17 protein-coding genes are annotated in these 17,271 nt (G+C 43.9%); 3 read left to right on the top strand and 14 right to left on the bottom strand.

The annotated features are described in order from the left end of the window. Nucleotides 1-591 precede the first annotated feature (591 nt). The 14 genes from ACED48_RS17800 to ACED48_RS17735 form a co-directional block, all read right to left on the bottom strand. Nucleotides 592-1,728: a flagellin gene (locus ACED48_RS17800; protein WP_017056861.1), complete on the bottom strand. Its 1,137-nt coding sequence runs from the start codon at nucleotides 1,726-1,728 to the stop codon at nucleotides 592-594. A 417-nt stretch (nucleotides 1,729-2,145) separates the two neighbouring features. After that, entirely contained in the window at nucleotides 2,146-3,336 is a 1,191-nt protein-coding gene (flgL, locus tag ACED48_RS17795; RefSeq protein WP_017056860.1) for a flagellar hook-associated protein FlgL, read from the bottom strand. Nucleotides 3,337-3,345: 9 nt separating this feature from the next. Further along, complete coding sequence (flgK, locus tag ACED48_RS17790) at nucleotides 3,346-5,226, bottom strand: flagellar hook-associated protein FlgK (protein WP_017056859.1); 1,881 nt, start codon at nucleotides 5,224-5,226, stop codon at nucleotides 3,346-3,348. 221 nt (nucleotides 5,227-5,447) lie between these two features. Beyond that, on the bottom strand, nucleotides 5,448-6,365 hold the full coding sequence (gene flgJ, locus ACED48_RS17785; protein ID WP_017056858.1) for a flagellar assembly peptidoglycan hydrolase FlgJ: 918 nt from the start codon (nucleotides 6,363-6,365) through the stop codon (nucleotides 5,448-5,450). 10 nt (nucleotides 6,366-6,375) lie between these two features. Then, nucleotides 6,376-7,467 carry a flagellar basal body P-ring protein FlgI gene (locus ACED48_RS17780; protein WP_017056857.1) on the bottom strand — a complete coding sequence of 364 codons (1,092 nt, stop codon included), beginning with the start codon at nucleotides 7,465-7,467 and terminating at the stop codon, nucleotides 6,376-6,378. 94 nt (nucleotides 7,468-7,561) lie between these two features. Further along, nucleotides 7,562-8,338 (bottom strand): flagellar basal body L-ring protein FlgH, encoded by a 777-nt coding sequence (gene flgH / locus ACED48_RS17775; protein ID WP_017056856.1) that lies wholly within the window; start codon nucleotides 8,336-8,338, stop codon nucleotides 7,562-7,564. Nucleotides 8,339-8,441: 103 nt separating this feature from the next. Further along, entirely contained in the window at nucleotides 8,442-9,230 is a 789-nt protein-coding gene (gene flgG / locus ACED48_RS17770) for a flagellar basal-body rod protein FlgG (RefSeq protein ID WP_004736180.1), read from the bottom strand. 21 nt (nucleotides 9,231-9,251) lie between these two features. Further along, nucleotides 9,252-10,001 (bottom strand): flagellar basal-body rod protein FlgF, encoded by a 750-nt coding sequence (gene flgF, locus ACED48_RS17765; protein WP_017056855.1) that lies wholly within the window; start codon nucleotides 9,999-10,001, stop codon nucleotides 9,252-9,254. Nucleotides 10,002-10,254: 253 nt separating this feature from the next. Further along, nucleotides 10,255-11,559: a flagellar hook protein FlgE gene (gene flgE, locus ACED48_RS17760; RefSeq protein ID WP_017056854.1), complete on the bottom strand. Its 1,305-nt coding sequence runs from the start codon at nucleotides 11,557-11,559 to the stop codon at nucleotides 10,255-10,257. Between the two features lie 49 nt (nucleotides 11,560-11,608). Beyond that, nucleotides 11,609-12,322, bottom strand: coding sequence for a flagellar hook assembly protein FlgD (gene flgD / locus ACED48_RS17755; protein WP_017056853.1), 714 nt, complete (start codon nucleotides 12,320-12,322; stop codon nucleotides 11,609-11,611). 17 nt (nucleotides 12,323-12,339) lie between these two features. Further along, on the bottom strand, nucleotides 12,340-12,753 hold the full coding sequence (gene flgC / locus ACED48_RS17750; protein WP_017056852.1) for a flagellar basal body rod protein FlgC: 414 nt from the start codon (nucleotides 12,751-12,753) through the stop codon (nucleotides 12,340-12,342). Nucleotides 12,754-12,757: 4 nt separating this feature from the next. After that, the gene (flgB, locus tag ACED48_RS17745; RefSeq protein ID WP_017056851.1) at nucleotides 12,758-13,153 is read right to left on the bottom strand and encodes a flagellar basal body rod protein FlgB; all 396 of its coding nucleotides are present in this window, start codon (nucleotides 13,151-13,153) and stop codon (nucleotides 12,758-12,760) included. 255 nt (nucleotides 13,154-13,408) lie between these two features. Beyond that, nucleotides 13,409-14,236: a protein-glutamate O-methyltransferase gene (locus ACED48_RS17740; RefSeq protein ID WP_017056850.1), complete on the bottom strand. Its 828-nt coding sequence runs from the start codon at nucleotides 14,234-14,236 to the stop codon at nucleotides 13,409-13,411. Between the two features lie 11 nt (nucleotides 14,237-14,247). After that, nucleotides 14,248-15,174 carry a chemotaxis protein CheV gene (locus ACED48_RS17735; protein ID WP_017056849.1) on the bottom strand — a complete coding sequence of 309 codons (927 nt, stop codon included), beginning with the start codon at nucleotides 15,172-15,174 and terminating at the stop codon, nucleotides 14,248-14,250. Nucleotides 15,175-15,252: 78 nt separating this feature from the next. On the opposite strand from ACED48_RS17735, the gene flgA reads away from it, so the two are divergent. The 3 genes from flgA to ACED48_RS17720 all read left to right on the top strand — a co-directional run bounded on the left by flgA (nucleotide 15,253) and on the right by ACED48_RS17720 (nucleotide 16,998). Next, nucleotides 15,253-15,999 carry a flagellar basal body P-ring formation chaperone FlgA gene (flgA, locus tag ACED48_RS17730; protein WP_017056848.1) on the top strand — a complete coding sequence of 249 codons (747 nt, stop codon included), beginning with the start codon at nucleotides 15,253-15,255 and terminating at the stop codon, nucleotides 15,997-15,999. 181 nt (nucleotides 16,000-16,180) lie between these two features. Next, nucleotides 16,181-16,498: a flagellar biosynthesis anti-sigma factor FlgM gene (flgM, locus tag ACED48_RS17725; RefSeq protein WP_017056847.1), complete on the top strand. Its 318-nt coding sequence runs from the start codon at nucleotides 16,181-16,183 to the stop codon at nucleotides 16,496-16,498. Between the two features lie 74 nt (nucleotides 16,499-16,572). Beyond that, nucleotides 16,573-16,998, top strand: a complete 426-nt coding sequence (locus ACED48_RS17720) for a flagella synthesis protein FlgN (RefSeq protein ID WP_017056846.1) — start codon at nucleotides 16,573-16,575, stop codon at nucleotides 16,996-16,998. Nucleotides 16,999-17,271 lie beyond the last annotated feature (273 nt).

Below are 17,271 nucleotides of genomic sequence, written 5' to 3'. Positions count from 1 at the left end.
TATAGCGGTTTCCGACGTCTCGGAAAACCAAGTAGTTCTCTCAAAGTTACTTTTAATAACGGCTCGAAAACACGAAGCTTTAGAAAAACTTTTGAAAAACTACAAACAAAATAATAAGTCTTTATTTTTCAGCATTTTATTTTTTATGTTTTTCTAAAATAACCACTAATATCGACGAACAAAAGATTTCAATATGTTCATAAAACATACAAAACGTTCTTCAAATGAATCAACGCATAGAAATGCTCCATCACCTAACATTTCATACTGGCGTGAATCTGGAGATCCAGACGAATGATTAGACATAAAGTCGACCGATAACAGAATAGGCAAAGAAGCTAGTGGGAGCCCAAGAGGCAGAAAGGAAAAAGCCCCTTTTCCTTTGAGAGAACCGGGGCTAGTTGGCGCGTCAGAGCCTGTGTGGAGATCATCGAGAAATGAACACATTTCCGACTTGCCGTTGCATTCTTACTGTAAAAATGTATAGCAGGTGAGAGATGAGAGAGCTAAACATTCAATAGTAAGTATGCTTGCCAGTTTCCCTTGCTGCATGGCTCACGTCTGAACACGAGCAGCAAGTTCAACCAATAACTATTGCAATAGTGACATTGCAGAGTTAGGCAACTGTTTTGCTTGAGCAAGTATCGAAGTACCTGCTTGTTGCAGAATTTGTGATTTGGTCATTTGCGTCGTCTCTTTCGCAAAGTCCGTATCTTTGATTCGGCTGTTAGAAGCGTCTACGTTCTCTTGTACGTTTGCCAAGTTATTAATACTGTGGCTTAGACGGTTCTGTTTCGCACCTAAATCAGCACGCTGTGAATCTACGTACTTCATTGCAGAGTCAATCACGCTGATCGCGTTCTGTGAGCCTGCAACACTAGTTAAGCTAACGTCTTGCACTGATGTAGGACGACCTTCGCTCTTAATACCTAGCTCAGAAGCTAGACCACCAGAGATCGACATTGCACCTTCGAGATCAGGTTCAGCAACGAATAGTTGCAAACGGCCTTCATCAGTCACCGATGCGTTCACTAAATCAGACTGACCATTAATGTAAGTCGCTAGCTCTTCTATATCATCACCCGCTTTGGTATTGATATCTAAAATGATGTCTTCGCCCGCTTTAGTCTTGAATTCGAACTTAAGGTCGCGAGCTTGTGCAGGCACTTCCCAGTTCTTATCTTTAGCGTTTTCAGAATCAAATGTAGTGCCCCCCATGCGGAAGTCATCAGCACGGATACTCGTTAACCCCATGATCATGGCTTCACCGGAGCTAGCACCGATCTGGAATGAGGCTTCACCAAATGAACCGTTCAATAGGCGGCGGCCACCAAAAGAGGTTGTTTCAGCGATACGGTTAAGCTCATCTTGAAGTGCCATTGACTCTTCATTCAGTGCAGTACGCTCTGCCGGCGAGTTGGTACCGTTTGATGATTGAATCGCCAAATCACGCATACGTTGTAGTACGTTGGTTGATTCGTTCATCGCACCTTCAGCGGTTTGAGCGATCGAAATACCGTCATTGGCATTACGCATTGCGACATCAAGACCACGAGATTGAGCTGTTAAGCGGTTCGAAATTTGCAAACCCGCTGCATCATCTTTTGCGCTGTTGATCTTGTGACCCGATGACAAACGCTCCATTGAAGTCGCTAAGTCATTCGACGCTTTATTCAGGTAACGCTGTGCTGTCATAGCAGATACGTTAGTACTTACATTAATAGCCATTTTGCTCTCCTTATGAGTCCGCAAACTTTCTGCGAAGCGGCCAGCTTTACTCTCATATGGATAAGCACTGACCGTGTATTACTCGATAAACCCTATACAAGGTTTAAGATCTGTATTAATCATTTATAACCAACACAGATACAAGTTGTATGCCAAGTTTAATCTCATATGAATAATTTTTTAATTATCTAAAAATCAAAAACTTACAAACAACACTGCGCAACTATGATTTTCTACTATTAGAAGGTAAAAACATTCACCTTCCTTATTGCCGTTTTTTGCCGCTATTCTAGAAACATCAGACTTCGTACAAAAAAGCGGCAAACTATGTCGTCATTCGCACGTATGGCATAGCACATACGGCAAGGAATCAACGCCATGGTGATCGACAAGTCACCACTAAATACCGATTAATTATTAAATATAGTTAAACAAGGTCAGGTCTTTGGTTTTGCCAAACGCTTGTTGAGAAGCTTGCAGTGCCCGAGAGTTTTCATTGAATTCAATGATTGCTTTCGAATAATCCAAATCTTCAAAGTTGCTTTTTGCTTTTGCTAAAGACAACTTAAAATCTTCATGTTGTTGTTCTTGAATATCCAAGGTATTCAAACGCGCACCGACATCGGTTCTTGCCTTCGTCAAATGAATAAACGCAGCATGGAACTCTTCGGTCACTTGATGCAGTTTCGCGGTCGCCGACGCATCTGAAACCGGATGTTCTGCTTGCTCTGCCGCCTCTTTGAACGTATCAAAAATAGAGAATGTCTCTCTCGGCTCTAAGGTGATTGAGTCCCCCTTAGTGATCTGGCCTTTGATTTGAATATTCAGCCCTTCGTAAACAATGCCTGTCGAAGGATCAAAATCTTCTGCCGCAACCACTGCGCCATCTTTTTCAAGTTGATAAGCGAACTTACCCGTCTGCATGTCGACGAAAGTCACTTTATAGGTAGAACCATCTTCAGCGCTGTTAGTCGCACGCTCGAGTAATAACTCAGAGGCAGGCTCAAGCTCATATTGGGGCTCGTAATCACCAAACGGGTTATCTATTTCCATAAATAACTTGCTGCCCGGATCATTCATTGCCATCTCAAAGCTACTTGCCACACGCATCTTGCGTTGGTAATCATCACCTTGATACGTCACGTTCCCTTCGTTATCTCGAAAGAAAGGCTGGTTCTTCGGCTTAGTGCCCGCAAATGTATAGTTACCCGACTCATCTTGAGAGTTGGCCAAGTACAAAAAGTTATTCGCCAGTTCTTCAATTTCACGCTGCTTAGCTAAACGGTCTTCCGGTGAAAGCGCGCCGTTGATCATTTCCATTACGGTTCGTTTGGCTTCATCAGCAAACCCTTCCGAGTTAGACATCATAACTTCATGATGCTCTAAACGATTTCGAACCAACGTAATAGCATCAACATATTGTTTCAGTTGCTCAGATTGCTGACCAATATTTTGTAGATAGTGGGTCGCCAACGGGTCATCACTTGGTGACTGTAACTTCTTACCAGAAGCGAGTTGCGCTTGGTTGTGATGTACCTTGTTCTCTTGGCGGCGCAAGTCATTTTGTACTGACTGATAGTTATGGAAGCTAGAAATACGATTCAACATTTACACTTCCTATCTCAGAGCCAAAATAGTGTTAAACGTATCATTGGCAGCTTGCATGATGCGTGAGGAAGCCATGTACGCTTGCTGGAATTTCATCATATTGGCTGCTTCTTCATCGAGATTGACCCCGGATACCGAAGCAATACGCTCTTGAGCTGACTGTTTTTCTAAGGTCGCAATATCACTCAAGCGATTGGCCGTTGAAGACTTCAACCCCATATTGGTATTCAAGTTATGGTAAAGGTCTAAAATCGTAGACTCACCATCGTTCAAAATTTTTCCGGTTTGTAGATTTTGCATCTTACGTAGATTACCGTTGTCACCTTCTGATGGGACAAGGTTTGCCGTAAATTTATCGTTTGCCACCGCTCCCGAAGTTAACTCAAACGTGGTGCCGTTAATAGTGACCGGCCCTTCAGGCGGATAAGGTTGCGGCTGCATTAAAATATTGCCTTTCGGATCCGTCACCGCAAACTGCTCACCCTTGGGTGACACAATAACTTCGAACTCGCGCAGTTGACCCGCTTGTAAAATTTTGAAACCGGCCGTGCCTTTGGCAAACGTGGTCGATGCTTCATAACTTTGCGCAGTAATGTCTTTTGGATCTTTGGTTTCCATCTGAATCTGTGCGGCAAAATTGCGAGTTGGACGCAACAGCAATTTCTCTCCAAGCTCAGGAGGGGTGCGAATTTCTACTCGCATACCATCAAGGTTAAAAGCGTTGCCACTTGAATTAGTACTGACTTTTACCGTTTCACCGTCAGGCTTGGTCACGACATAGTCACTGCCATCATACTTAAGGCCATACTCTCCGCCTTTTAAAGCAGAGGTGTCATCTATATAAACCGCAACATCAGCCTTTGACTGGCTGCTCGCCGTCACGCGTGATTTTGCCACCCGCTCAGAATTCACATCGGTGAACAGGTTTTTACCCACGTTGCCATTAAGATCTAAACCTTGTGATTGCAACTCATTTACTTTGTGTGAAAACGCCGTCGCCAAACGACCCAGTTCATCCATGACTTCTGGAATGTGGTCATCTCGCATGTCTAACATGGCACCGATTTTTCCATCGATATCACTGCTAGTGATCGGTTTTAGAGACTTTCCTTCAATAATCGCTAAGCGACGTTGATGTACATCTGGCAGGCCATCGACCATTTTTAATTGGCTCGCTTCACTACCAGAAACTAAGGTATGGCCATTACCGATATGGACATTAAAACCTTCAGCATTAGAGCGTGGCGTCACCGTTACTTTGGTGTACCCAGACAGCTCATTAATCAGTTTCTCATGCTGATCTCGTAAGTCATTATGAGGCCCAGGAGTTCGCATCATTAAGCGTTGAACATCCCGAATCTCGATCGCGAGTTGGTTAACTCGCTCTATACCCATGTCTAGTTTTTTATTCGTAGAATCAGATTGTTGGCGCACCGTTTCATGAAATTCATTCAGTGTTTTGCTTAACAGCTCGGCTTTTTCTAACACCACTTTTCTCGCACCTACATCATTAGGTGTATCAGCGAGTGTCTTAACCGAATCAAACCATTCATTGAGGTTTTCTGGGATCTTCTTTGAAGCGACCGATGACAACATGCTCGACAGCATGTCGAGGTTGGCTTCGGTATCGCCTTTGTTGGCGGCATTGGTTGTCGATAAGTTAAGTTCTTTAACGGCAAACTGATCCCAAGAGCGGCGAACATTTTCCACGTGCACACCCATACCATAGGACTGGCCACCGTACTGACGCGGGTCATTCACACCTTGAATTACAGATTGGCGGCTAAAGCCCTCTGTATTGGCGTTAGAAATGTTATGACCTGTGGTGTTTAGCTGTCTCTGAGCAGTAAGAACACTTTGTGCCCCTACATTCAGAAGATCCGACGCCATAATGCCCCCAAAAAACTTAACAAAATCAGAATGAACTGATTAACTACAACCGTATATTACTAAGATAACAAGCAATATATGTGCCAATAGAAATAACGGAGAGTTAAAGACAATAATTTATTGAAGTGTAAGGAGATAACTATGGACAACGTGGCAAGGTTTGAGGTGACGGATAAGAAAAAAGCCTGCCAATGGCAAGCTCTCAATGCTAGTTGATTGCGCTAATTCATCTCATCAATCTTCGCTTTAACGCGCAATACTTTATCGGCATAGTTAGGGTCAGTTGCGTAACCCGCTTGGTGGATACCTTTGATGAAGTTCTCTGAGTTACCTTGATGCTTCAATGCCGTTTCGTATCTTGGATTTTCATTCAAGAACTTCACATAGTCATTAAAGCTGTCTTCGAAGTTTGAGTAAGAACGGAAAGACGCTGACTCTTTGACTGCTGTTTTACCATGGAACTCAAGAGTTTGCGTAGCAACCTTATCGCCCTTCCAACTTCTATCGGCTTTGATGTTGAATAGGTTATTACTATTACCCAAAGAGTTTTTAACCATTTTAGAACCCCAACCTGTTTCAAGAGCGGCTTGTGCTAATAGCAACGATGAATCGACACCGAGCGCACTTGCTGCTTTCTCAGCATAAGGCTTCATTGAGGTAACAAACGATTCTGGAGAATCAAAAGAGACGGGTTGTTTAACAGCGGAAGCAGATTGAACTTCAGATATTCTGTCTTCTGAACGGCCAGAGTACTGAGGTCTTTGCAGTGAAGTATCAAAGCCTTCACTACGAACCTTATCTTCTGCCGCATCGCTTGCTTGACCAGCACTTAATTGAGCCACGATCATATCCGCTAGGCCTAGCGAACCTGAAGCGCTCAATTCACTCGCCATTTGGTCGTCTTGCATCTGACGATAGAACTGTTCGTTCTGGCTGTTCAACATATCCGACTTAAAGCTTGAGTTCGCGTCGCGCATCGACTTAAACAACATAGAGGTAAAAATCGATTCAAACTGTTTTGCCGCAGCCGTCAGTGCTTCTTTTTCGCTGCCCTCTTCACCATTTACCGCTTGTTGACGAAGGCGGTCTAAGCTACCGATGTCGTGAATAAAGCCGATGTCATTGTTATTCTTAATCATGCTTTATTCCTTAGATAATGATCAATTGGCCTTCAATTGCACCGGCTTGTTTCAGTGCTTGAAGAATTGCCATTAAATCAGAAGGCGCTGCGCCTACTTCGTTGACGGCTCGAACCAAATCATCCAGCGTTAGACCCGGTTCAAACTTAAACATCTTTCCATCGGCTTCGGTGACTTCGATATCAGAATCAGGAACTACCACTGTTTGACCGCCAGAAAATGCATTCGGCTGACTCACATTCAAGTTTTCTTTGATTGCAACCGTCATACCACCGTGTGTGACCGCAGCCGCTTTTAAGCGAACGTGCTTACCAACCACAATCGTACCAGTACGAGAGTTAACGATGATTTTTGCAGATCCTTCTGCAGGGTCGAATTCGATGTTTTCGATAGCCGATAAGAACGCCACACGTTGGCTGATTTCACGTGGTGCGCGAACTTTTACTGAAGTCGCGTCTACCGCTGAAGCCATTTGTGGACCTAGGAAATTATTAACCGCATCAGCTAAACGCTGAGCTGTTGTGAAATCGGATTGGATTAGATTAAAAGTGATGTAGTCGCCACGGCCAAATGGCGTTGGGATCTCTTGTTCAACTGTCGCACCGCTAGAGATAATACCAACGTTAGGATTGTTACCGACAAGCTTTGAACCGTCGTTACCTTGTGCACTGAAGCCACTTACCACCAAGTTACCTTGCGCTACTGCATAAACTTGACCATCAAGACCTTTTAGGAAGGTTTGTAGCAAGGTACCGCCACGCAAGCTTTTTGCCGAACCGATTGAAGAGACCGTTACGTCAACTTCCTGACCTTGCTTAGAGAAGGCTGGCAATTCAGCGGTAACAATAACAGCCGCTACGTTTTTAGTTTTTGGCTTAGTGCCGGGCGGCAATTGGATGCCAAAATTTTGCAGCATCGCGTTAAACGTTTGATCGGTAAAGGGAGTTGTCTCACCTGTACCCGGCAAACCCGTGACCAGACCATAACCGACAAGTTGGTTACTACGAACACCCGCCACTTTTGCCACGTCTTTAATACGCGCAGCATGGGCACTGGTGGCAAGAAATAGCATGCCGAATAGTACGAGCGTTAGTTTTTTCATTGAGTAACCTGTCTGTATTACTTTAATTTAGAATAGCTTAGCTAAATATGGCTCAGTGATAAAGGCTGTCAGTATGTCGACACCCTCTCAAACCCTACAGTGATACATTAAAGAATCGTGCCAAGAATCCAGGCTCTTGCATATCTTTTTGTACGCCGGTCCCTGAGTACTGAATTCGTGCGTTAGACACCCGGTTTGAAGCGATGGTATTTTCGAAGTCAATATCATCAGGGCGGATGGTGCCGCTTAGGCGGATGTACTCATCGCCCGTGTTCAGTGTCATCCACTTCTCACCTCGAACCACTAGGTTGCCATTGGCTAATACTTCGATGACTTCAACGGTAATGTAGCCGCTGATGCTGTTACTTTGGTTGGCTGATGCATCACCGGCAAAGGTATTGGTGTTACTCAAATCGTAAGAGAAATTGTACTTATCAATAGCTAACTCTTGACCACCGACAGCCAGAGGTTCCATCGTTGCGTCGTTCGACTTAGACATGTCAGCATTGGCTTTTTTGGTCGCTCGCGTATTTTCATCTAACGCCACAGTAATAATATCGCCAATACCACGAGGTTTTGAATCATCATACATGCTGCCAATATGGTTAACATTGAACAAAGATCCCGTTGCCGCTGCATAATGTTCTGGTTTTTGCTTTGGATTAATCGGTGCCCATGCAGGGTCACCAGCAACGGGATCGGTTCGACCACGAAGCGTATCGATAATGCCTGAACTCTCTTGAGTCGACTTATCGCCTTCCACCGCATCAACCACAGTGGTCGCGTTTTCTTCTGCCGGTGTTTCAATTGGGTCCAGCATGCTACAGCCCGTCATGGATACAAACAGAGCTAAACAAAAAATACGTTTCATGGCGATATACTCTTAGTTGGCCGCTGTAAATTGTTGGCCGTTGTAAATAGTAAGTCGTGACACACGTCAATGAGTGCGAAACAAGTCAGCGACAGATAACCAATTACAGCTGTTGGTTAACAAAGCTCATCATCTTGTCTACCGACGAGATAACTTTCGAGTTCATTTCGTAAACACGTTGAGCTTCGATCATATTCACTAGCTCTTCGGTTACGTTTACGTTCGATGTTTCTAGCATCGACTGGCGGATGTTACCCAAGCCATCAAAACCCGGAACACCTTCTTGTGGGTCGCCACTCGCACCTGTCGGCAAGTAAAGGTTTTGACCGACTGGCTCTAAACCACCGGGGTTCACGAAGTCAGTAATGGTGATTTGGCCAACTACGACGTTGTTTTGCTCACCGCGCAGACGAACCGAAACTTCACCATCGTTGCCTACTGTCACCGAGATCGCATCTTCAGGAATCACGATTTCTGGTTGCAAAGCATAACCTTGACCTGATGTAACGATCGCGCCGTCACCGTTCAGAGTGAACTGACCATTACGGCTATAACCTGTCTCACCGTCTGGCATTTCAACTTGGAAGAAGCCGTCGCCTTCAATCATCATATCTAGGCTGTTTGATGTCGTTTGCGCATTACCGTGAGTGTGAACTTTTTGAGTTGCTACTACCTTAGAACCAGCACCCAACATCAAACCACTTGGCAACTCAGTGTTCTGAGACGATTGTCCACCCGGTTGGTTGATGTTCTGATAAAACAGATCTTCAAATACCGCGCGGCTCTTTTTAAAACCAATGGTCGAGGCGTTGGCAAGGTTGTTCGAAATCGTTGAGATATTGGTTTGTTGGGCGTCTAAACCTGTTTTACTTACCCATAATGCTGGATGCATAGCAAATTCCTTTAAATTCTATTAGCTCATACGAAGCAGTGAATCAGACGACTTGTCCATTTCCTCTGCCGTACTCATCATCTTGACCTGCATTTCAAACTGACGTTGTAAGTCAATCAAACTGGTCATTTCACCGACAGCATTTACGTTACTGCCTTCGATAGCACCTTTTAGCAACGTTACCGCTGCATCCGCTTCGTATGCCTGATCTGGGTTTTTCGAACGGAATAGACCATTCGTATCTTTAAACAAACTTTGGTTATCTGGACGTACAAGTTTAATACGATCAACTACGGCCAATTCTTCAGCTGGAGCGCCTTGAGGAATGACTGAGATCGTACCGTCTGTACCAATTTCTACTTTACTGATTGGGATTGGCAGCGTGATTGGTGCGTCGTTTTCACCAAGCACTAAATGGCCACTTGCGTTGGTTAGCAAACCGTTTTGATCAACCCGTAGGTTACCGTTACGTGTTAAACCTTCACGGCCAGTGTTGTCCATCACTGAAATCCAACCATCACCTTGAATGGTGACGTCTAGATCTCGGCCAGTGGTGACCACGCTACCTTGCGCGAAATTATGACCCGGGCGCTCTGTCATGCTGAAAACACGAGTAGGCATGCCTTCGCCATACGCTTGCATTGAACGAGCTTGTGCTAAATCAGCACGGAAACCCGTGGTACTTACGTTGGCAAGGTTGTTTGCACGTAGCTGCAACGCCTGCATATTTTGCTTTGCGCCACTCATGGCAAGAAACAGTGCGCGATCCATAATTTTGCTCCAAAAAATCATCTTCTAGAGCTTACAAAGCAAACACTGTGCCAATGTTTTTAACTGTTATTTATCAATAATTTAAATAGAAAATGAACAAAGAGGGGTGATCATTAAAGGAGCATACAGGAAGAATTGTTGCCAGTGGCACTACCGGGCGGCAATAGGAGCGGCAAATAAGAAGACAAACAACAATACCCAATTCAATAACATTGAATTGGGTATTTGCAGATGATTCAAACGCTCGAAACGATTAACGAATCTGAAGAATATTCTGTTGTAGCTGGTTGTGTACTTCTAGAGAACGTGAGTTCGCTTGGAAGTTACGTTGAGCAGAAATCAAATCAACTAACTCTTGTGTCATGTCGATATTCGATTGCTCTAGCGAGCCGTTGTTAATCCCACCAAATGAACCTTTATTCGATTCACCCCAGATTTTATCACCAGAGTTGTTAGTAGAATCCCACTGAGTACCGCCTTTCTTATCTAGACCTTGCTCATTAGGTACACGAACCAGACCTACACGGCCAAGCATCACGTTTTCACCATTTGAGTAAGTACCTAGAACACTGCCGTACTCATCGAAATCGATCTTGGTTAAGAAACCTGTTGTTGCGCCATCTTCATCAAACTTAGTCAATTCAAACGGTGCAGCAAACTGAGTTGAAGAATCGAGACCGAACTTAAGTACTTGCGTTGGATCGGCACCGTTTAAATCAACAGGGTTCGCACCAGCGCCTAATGGCTCAGAATTAATTGGCTGACCATTGTTAAGGCTTGCTAACGTACCGTCATTGTTGAATTTCATGGTGTGGCCAATATGACCTTGTGCATTCGTCGCATCACCACCTGTAATGTTCACCGGCTTTTCGCCGTTCTCATCTGACATGGTGTAGTACGTCTGCCAAGTGTTTGGTTGAGTCTGATCTTTGAGGTAGTAAGTCGTTAACTTGTAAGACTGACCCATAGAATCGTATACCGTCGAAGACGTCGCACGGTTATAGGTGTCCGCATCTTCGAAGTTAAATGCAGCCGGATCTTTAAGATCACCATTTGCAGGCAGGTTAACCCCTACTTCAATGTTTTCTGTCTGTTTTGGCTTACCAAACTCAGCAGGAATGTCGAGAGGCTTTGGCGCGTAAGAAAGAACTTCACCCGAATTAGGATCGACATCATAACCCAAAAGAAACTCATCATTAGCTGTAACCATGTAGTTGTCTTTGTTTAGGTGAAATGCACCATTACGCGTTAGTTCATTGATCTCTGGTACCATGCGGTCTTTCGATACGGCAAAGAAACCTGTACCACTGATACGCAAATCCATTGGGTTATTCGTATAAATACTTGAACCTTCATGGAACTGTTGCGCCACTTGGCTAGCTTGCGCACCGCCGCCTGCCGCCGTTTTTGCGTTAGTGAACAACGAGTTTGAATAAACATCACCAAACTCGGCACGAGACTCTTTAAAGCCAAATGTGTTTGAGTTCGCAATGTTGTTACTGGTTGTATTCAGGTCTAATTGTGCAGCGGACAGACCGCTTAAAGCTACATATGACATTCCAATATTCTCCTAATCTATCTAGCTAGCATAGTCACTTTGCAAAAAGCTACGCTTTACCAACTTCTAGTACTTCAGCAAGTCGTACTGGCGATGTAAAACCAGCCAGATTGAGTAGTACGTTGCCATCACCCTTACCAAGAAGCACACTGTTCACGTTCGCATAACTCGACACCTGGAACTCTGTACTCTCGCCATCCAATAAACCCGACGCTTTCACGTTGTACTTACCGGCCGGCAATGGGTTACCGTCTTCGTCTTTTCCGTCCCATTCAACACGTGTATCACCTGATGGTTTAGAGCCGATATCAAAAGTGCGAACCAATTGGCCTACTTCGTTCTCAACACGGACCATTACATTGTCCATTGCCTGAGGAAGTTTAACCATTGCCGCCATACCGCCATCACCGGGTTTCACACCTGCCGCACCAGGAACCAATACATCACGGCCAACCAAAGAGGATGCCTGCAGTGCTTGGTTAGAGGTCATTGATGAATTCAAGCTTTCAAACTGTGTATTCATTTTGCCAATGCCATCTACGGTCGCAAATGAAGCCATTTGCGCAATCATCTGGTCATTGCTAACCGGCTTAAAAGGGTCTTGTTGTGCTAGTTGCTTAGTCAACAAAGATAAGAAATCTTCTTGTTTAAGATCCTGCTTACCTGTTGTTTCATCGGGCTTCTTAGCGCCATCTTGAAGACTCTTCAGCTGGTCAACATAGGACAAGCCGCTTTGACCAACATTGTTGTTGATTCCAGCCATGTGCTACCTCCTTATCCTTATTGACCCATCTGCAGCGTACGCAGCAGCATTTGTTTACTAGAGTCAGCAACCTGTACGTTTGTTTGGTACGCACGTGATGCCGAAATCATGTTCGCCATTTCTTCCATAACATTCACGTTAGGCTTGTAAATATAGCCCTCGTTATTCGCTAATGGGTGATCCGGGTTGTACTCCGCGCTCAGCGGCTTATCGCTTTCCACAATACCTAATACTTTCACAGGCACAGTGTGACCACTGTTGCGTGCTTTATTTAACTCAGCGCCGAACACGGCGTGACGAGCTTTGTAAGTTTCTTTAGCAGAACTACTTACACTATCTGCGTTCGCCAGGTTGCTCGAGGTCGTATTTAGACGAACAGATTCAGCACTCATCGCAGAACCAGTCACATTGAATACATTAAATAAGCTCATCTAATTATTCCCCTTTAATCGCTTTCGTTAAATTCTTGAACTTACTTCCTAGGAAGTCGAGAGAGGCTTGATGCCTAATTTGGTTTTGCATGAAAAGGTTTCTTTCCAAATCCAAATCAACCGTATTGCCATCTCCTGTATCAGGTTGGGTAGGAATTCGATACTTCGTTTCCCCGTTCACCGTTGTTGAGGCAGAAATGTGCCGACCATCTGTGCGGCTAAGACCAATGCTTGCCCCAGAACTTGCCGCTTGCAGTGATTTCTCAAAGTCTAATCCCTTTGCCTTATACCCAGGCGTGTTCGCTTGCGCGATATTGGTGGAAAGCACCTCAGCGTTACGCTCACGTACACCAACTGTGTGCTGGTGAATGCCTAAAGCATTGTCAAAAGAAATAGCCATGTAAACCTCAACTCAAGAACTGACTGTTATGAAATAACCAAAGCAATATATATACCAACTTTTAAAACAAAGTGGTCTATCAATACTTTCACAGGTTACTCGTGGGTAAACTTGCAATATACAAGCCAAAAAATAGAGTAAATTGGAATGTCACTCTGACTTAAAGATATAGATTAAACAGGAAAAAGAAAACCCAGCACTTGGCTGGGTTTTGAAATTAAACAGTAACGCCGCACCTTATTCTGGTGCCAACCATTACTTTAATTTGTAGATGATGCCTGGATTACAACGAACCATTTCAAAACGATCCGTTAAGCCTGTTAACGATTCAGACGCCCCCAATAACAGGTAACCACCAGGGTTCAGGCTGTTTGCCATCTGGTTAAGTACCTTTGACTTCATTTCAGGCGAGAAGTAAATCAACACGTTACGACAAAAAATAATGTCGAACTTGCCTAACAATGCATAGCTTTCCATTAAATTTTGAGGACGGAAGTTCACCATACGCTTTACGTTATCTTTCACTTTCATACGGCCATCGCCCGCATCTTCAAAGAAGGTACGGCGACGTTCAGGAGAAAGGCCTCGACCTAACGCCAAATTGTCATATGCGCCTGTGCGACACATATCCAACATACTTGCTGATATATCCGTTCCCGTGATCGATACGTTCGGCAACATACCTGGCCTGCGAGCTTGAGTTTCAATAATCGTCATAGCCATTGAGTATGCTTCTTGACCTGAAGAACTGGCCGCTGACCAAATCTTAATAGGACGTTTATTTGCCGCTATTTCCGGTAGAAGTTTATCCGCAAGCACAGCAAACGGGTAAGTATCACGGAACCAAAGTGTCTCGTTTGTCGTCATGGCATCAACTGCAGCCACACGCAGTTCACGGTTTCGACCTGTTACTACGTCCTTCAATAAATCAGATAACGAAGCTAAATTAAACTTCGCTACTAATGGGCTTAGACGACTGCGCACCAAATACTGTTTGCTGTCACCTAATACAATGCCACATTGAGATTCTAAGAAACGGCTGAAATCGCGATACTCTTGATCACTTATTGTTATAGCAGTCATTAATGTCTCTTTTAGTTAGTTAACGCAGCTTTAACTGCTGCACCAAGCTCATCAGGATTGAATTTAGCGATGAAAGAGTTAGCCCCCACGCGCTCAACCATAGCTTGGTTAAATACACCACTCAGTGAAGAGTGTAAAATTACGTATAGATCTTTAAGTTCAGCGTGACGTCGAATCTCGGCGGTTAGCGTATAGCCATCCATCTCTGGCATTTCAATATCAGAAATAACCAATGAGATTTGATCGTAAATACTGCCTTCTGATGACATCTGTACTAGCTTCTCATAGGCTTCTTTACCATCTTTCACTGAGACAACTTCAAAGCCAATCGACTCAATAGCACGCTGAACCTGCTTACGAGCCACCGTTGAATCATCAGCAATCAAGATACGGCGAACTAATGGTTTCTCTTGCTCTACTTTCGCAATATCTTCAGCAATTTTACTGTCCATTGTTTCATCAACAGGCGAAATTTCCGCAAGGATCTTTTCAACATCAAGAATTTCTACCAATTCATTATCAATATTGGTTACCGCGGTCAAGTAGTTTGCTCTACCCGCCCCATCCGGCGGCGGAAGAATAGATTCCCAATGCATGTTAATAATGCGCTCTACTGAACTGACCAAGAATCCCTGAATGGTTCGGTTAAACTCAGAGATAACCACAAAACACTTTTCAACATCCGTTGTAGGACGGCCACCAGTCGCTAAGCTCAAATCGATAACAGAGATCGTCTGACCACGAATGTGCGCTACACCTTTAACTAGTGGGTTTAAGTTTGGCATCTTTGTCAGCTTAGGGCATTGAAGCACTTCTTTTACTTTAAAGACATTAATGCCGTAACGCTGACGCCCCATTAGGCGAAAGGTTAGTAATTCTAATCGGTTTTGACCGACGAGTTGCGTACGCTGATTCACTGAATCAAGAATACCCGTCATGAGCTCATCTCCATATCAAACTTTTTTGGATAAAAAAGTGTTAGTCTACTGCAAGCTACGAACTACTAGAGAAACAGAATGACGAATCGTAAAACAAATCTGCCTGCTTTTTCCATAGCAATGTGTAGAGCTACTTTTAAAACTGTCGTTAAGTTTATCGGCATTTTATCAATATTGTTTAGTTTTTTTATACAAGCTGCGACTCCAGAACAAATTGAAATGATTCAGTCTACGGCAGAGCAACACATCCTTGATACCGTTGAGCAACCACAAGGTGGCGAACTCTTTGTAAATTCAGCAAATGTTGACTCAAGAATCAAAGCAACAGATTGCCCTATCCCACTTGAAACCAGCGCCTCGACGACTACCAATACCCGCAGCAGTATTACGGTTTTAGTGCAATGTATCCCTGATGAGTGGCGAGTTTATGTCCCGGTACGTATTTCGATGTCAGTACCACTCGTCACCACTACTCGTTTAATCGCAAGAGGTGAAATCGTCGGCCAATACGATGTCACCACAGACATGATTTCCCTAAACAAATTTCGTCGTCAAGGCTTTACACTTCCAGAGCAAGTCATCGGGGCGAAAGTGAAAAAGAACTTACGCCCAGGCGATGTTGTCGAAAGAAGCGATGTCTGTGTCGTCTGCCGAAACGAGAAGGTTATCATACAGGCAGTAAAAGGTGGCATGACCATTACCACTAAAGGTACAGCATTGACCGATGGTTCGATGGGCGATCAAGTAAGAGTGAAAAATGATAAATCACAGCGTATAATTGAAGGTATTGTTACCAGCATGTCTGAAGTCACGGTTTATTTTTAACTCTTTACTTCTAAAGTGACGGTATCGTTAGCTAATTTGACTCTCAACACTTAACGCCAAATATAACGGCTGTGGTGTGGCGTCCCTTTTCGACTATTGAGCTAAAAATTTGCTAAAGTATTCGAACCCTTGGTCGATATTGACTGTACAGGTTCCCATTTTTGAAGAAAAAGGCTTAACGATGGCAGGTATTGATAATATACGTTCAGGGCATACCCTAACGACCACTAACCGATCAGCAGCGCGCTCTGATTCTAGCCCTCAAACATCTCATTCTGATGTTGCAGCTAAATCTCCAGCAAGCAAAGACGCGGTTTCTTTGAGCCAACAAAGCAAAGCGATTGGTCAACTGCACCAAGACATGGCCGCACAGCCTAGCTTTGATACAGCAAAAGTAGCAGCGATTAAAGAAGCGATTACAAACGGTTCATATACGGTCGATCCAGAGAAGTTGGCTGATAATATGATCAAGTTTGAGAACGAATTAAAAGACCTTTGATAGATGACTCAGTACGAAGTCATCTTTATTTTAAGATTTCACTTTTTACCACAGAAGTTCAGCAGGTTTAAATTATGGCGGCACTCGCAGACTTAGTTAATTTCCAACTTCAAAATGCCAAAGCCTTATCTGATCTTTTAAGTTCAGAAAAAACCGCTATCACCAGCAGAAAATCAAATGATATTGAACGAATAGCTCAAGAAAAAGTTGTCCTTGTCGAACAACTAAGATCAACCGATCAACGAATCTCTTCCCATACTAATGTCTCAGAACTGACCGATAATCCTGAACTGGCTCAAATAGTCGCGACAATCAAGTCCATAGTGCACGACTGTCATCAAGCAAACCTAGTTAATGGCGAAGCCCTGAACCGAGCACAGCTTAGCTTTAAAAAACTCAGCAATATGATGCAACAAAGCCACGGAAAGGTTGGCATGACTTACAACGCCGGTGGCCAAACTCACACCATCTCTACCTTGGGAACCAACATAAAAGCTTAGTTAGGCTAACCCTCTTCGTAACAACCCCCTTCTTGCTTGTATCTGTATCTGTATCTGTATCTGTATCTGTATCTGTATCTCAGCCTATTCTTCTCGCTCGACCCGTCAAGCTTTCATAGAACCTGTAAATGTGCCCAATAAACCTATAAACAAAAAAGCGGCAAGTATTTTCATACTTGCCGCTCTGTTTTCATACCTGTTACTTGTTGCCGTTACGCCATCTGGAAAGCGAATGACAGCCAATATAACTGGATAATCTTATAACTAGATGAT

The organism is Vibrio sp. 5S239, assembly GCF_041439575.1.
In the GTDB taxonomy this organism is placed as follows: Bacteria; Pseudomonadota; Gammaproteobacteria; order Enterobacterales; family Vibrionaceae; genus Vibrio; species Vibrio kanaloae.
Note: the sequence above shows the minus strand (reverse complement) of the source record. Positions and strands in the feature narration are given on the sequence as shown.

What these genes read in the sequence shown, in the direction of transcription:
- flgJ (WP_017056858.1), bottom strand. Translation starts at nt 6,365, where the DNA reads ATGATTAAGAATAACAATGACATCGGCTTTATTCACGACATCGGTAGC.
- ACED48_RS17800 (WP_017056861.1), bottom strand. Translation starts at nt 1,728, where the DNA reads ATGGCTATTAATGTAAGTACTAACGTATCTGCTATGACAGCACAGCGT.
- flgK (WP_017056859.1), bottom strand. Translation starts at nt 5,226, where the DNA reads ATGGCGTCGGATCTTCTGAATGTAGGGGCACAAAGTGTTCTTACTGCT.
- flgG (WP_004736180.1), bottom strand. Translation starts at nt 9,230, where the DNA reads ATGCATCCAGCATTATGGGTAAGTAAAACAGGTTTAGACGCCCAACAA.
- ACED48_RS17735 (WP_017056849.1), bottom strand. Translation starts at nt 15,174, where the DNA reads ATGACGGGTATTCTTGATTCAGTGAATCAGCGTACGCAACTCGTCGGT.
- flgF (WP_017056855.1), bottom strand. Translation starts at nt 10,001, where the DNA reads ATGGATCGCGCACTGTTTCTTGCCATGAGTGGCGCAAAGCAAAATATG.
- ACED48_RS17780 (WP_017056857.1), bottom strand. Translation starts at nt 7,467, where the DNA reads ATGAAAAAACTAACGCTCGTACTATTCGGCATGCTATTTCTTGCCACC.
- flgB (WP_017056851.1), bottom strand. Translation starts at nt 13,153, where the DNA reads ATGGCTATTTCTTTTGACAATGCTTTAGGCATTCACCAGCACACAGTT.
- flgE (WP_017056854.1), bottom strand. Translation starts at nt 11,559, where the DNA reads ATGTCATATGTAGCTTTAAGCGGTCTGTCCGCTGCACAATTAGACCTG.
- flgA (WP_017056848.1), top strand. Translation starts at nt 15,253, where the DNA reads ATGACGAATCGTAAAACAAATCTGCCTGCTTTTTCCATAGCAATGTGT.
- ACED48_RS17720 (WP_017056846.1), top strand. Translation starts at nt 16,573, where the DNA reads ATGGCGGCACTCGCAGACTTAGTTAATTTCCAACTTCAAAATGCCAAA.
- flgM (WP_017056847.1), top strand. Translation starts at nt 16,181, where the DNA reads ATGGCAGGTATTGATAATATACGTTCAGGGCATACCCTAACGACCACT.
- flgD (WP_017056853.1), bottom strand. Translation starts at nt 12,322, where the DNA reads ATGGCTGGAATCAACAACAATGTTGGTCAAAGCGGCTTGTCCTATGTT.
- flgL (WP_017056860.1), bottom strand. Translation starts at nt 3,336, where the DNA reads ATGTTGAATCGTATTTCTAGCTTCCATAACTATCAGTCAGTACAAAAT.
- flgH (WP_017056856.1), bottom strand. Translation starts at nt 8,338, where the DNA reads ATGAAACGTATTTTTTGTTTAGCTCTGTTTGTATCCATGACGGGCTGT.
- ACED48_RS17740 (WP_017056850.1), bottom strand. Translation starts at nt 14,236, where the DNA reads ATGACTGCTATAACAATAAGTGATCAAGAGTATCGCGATTTCAGCCGT.
- flgC (WP_017056852.1), bottom strand. Translation starts at nt 12,753, where the DNA reads ATGAGCTTATTTAATGTATTCAATGTGACTGGTTCTGCGATGAGTGCT.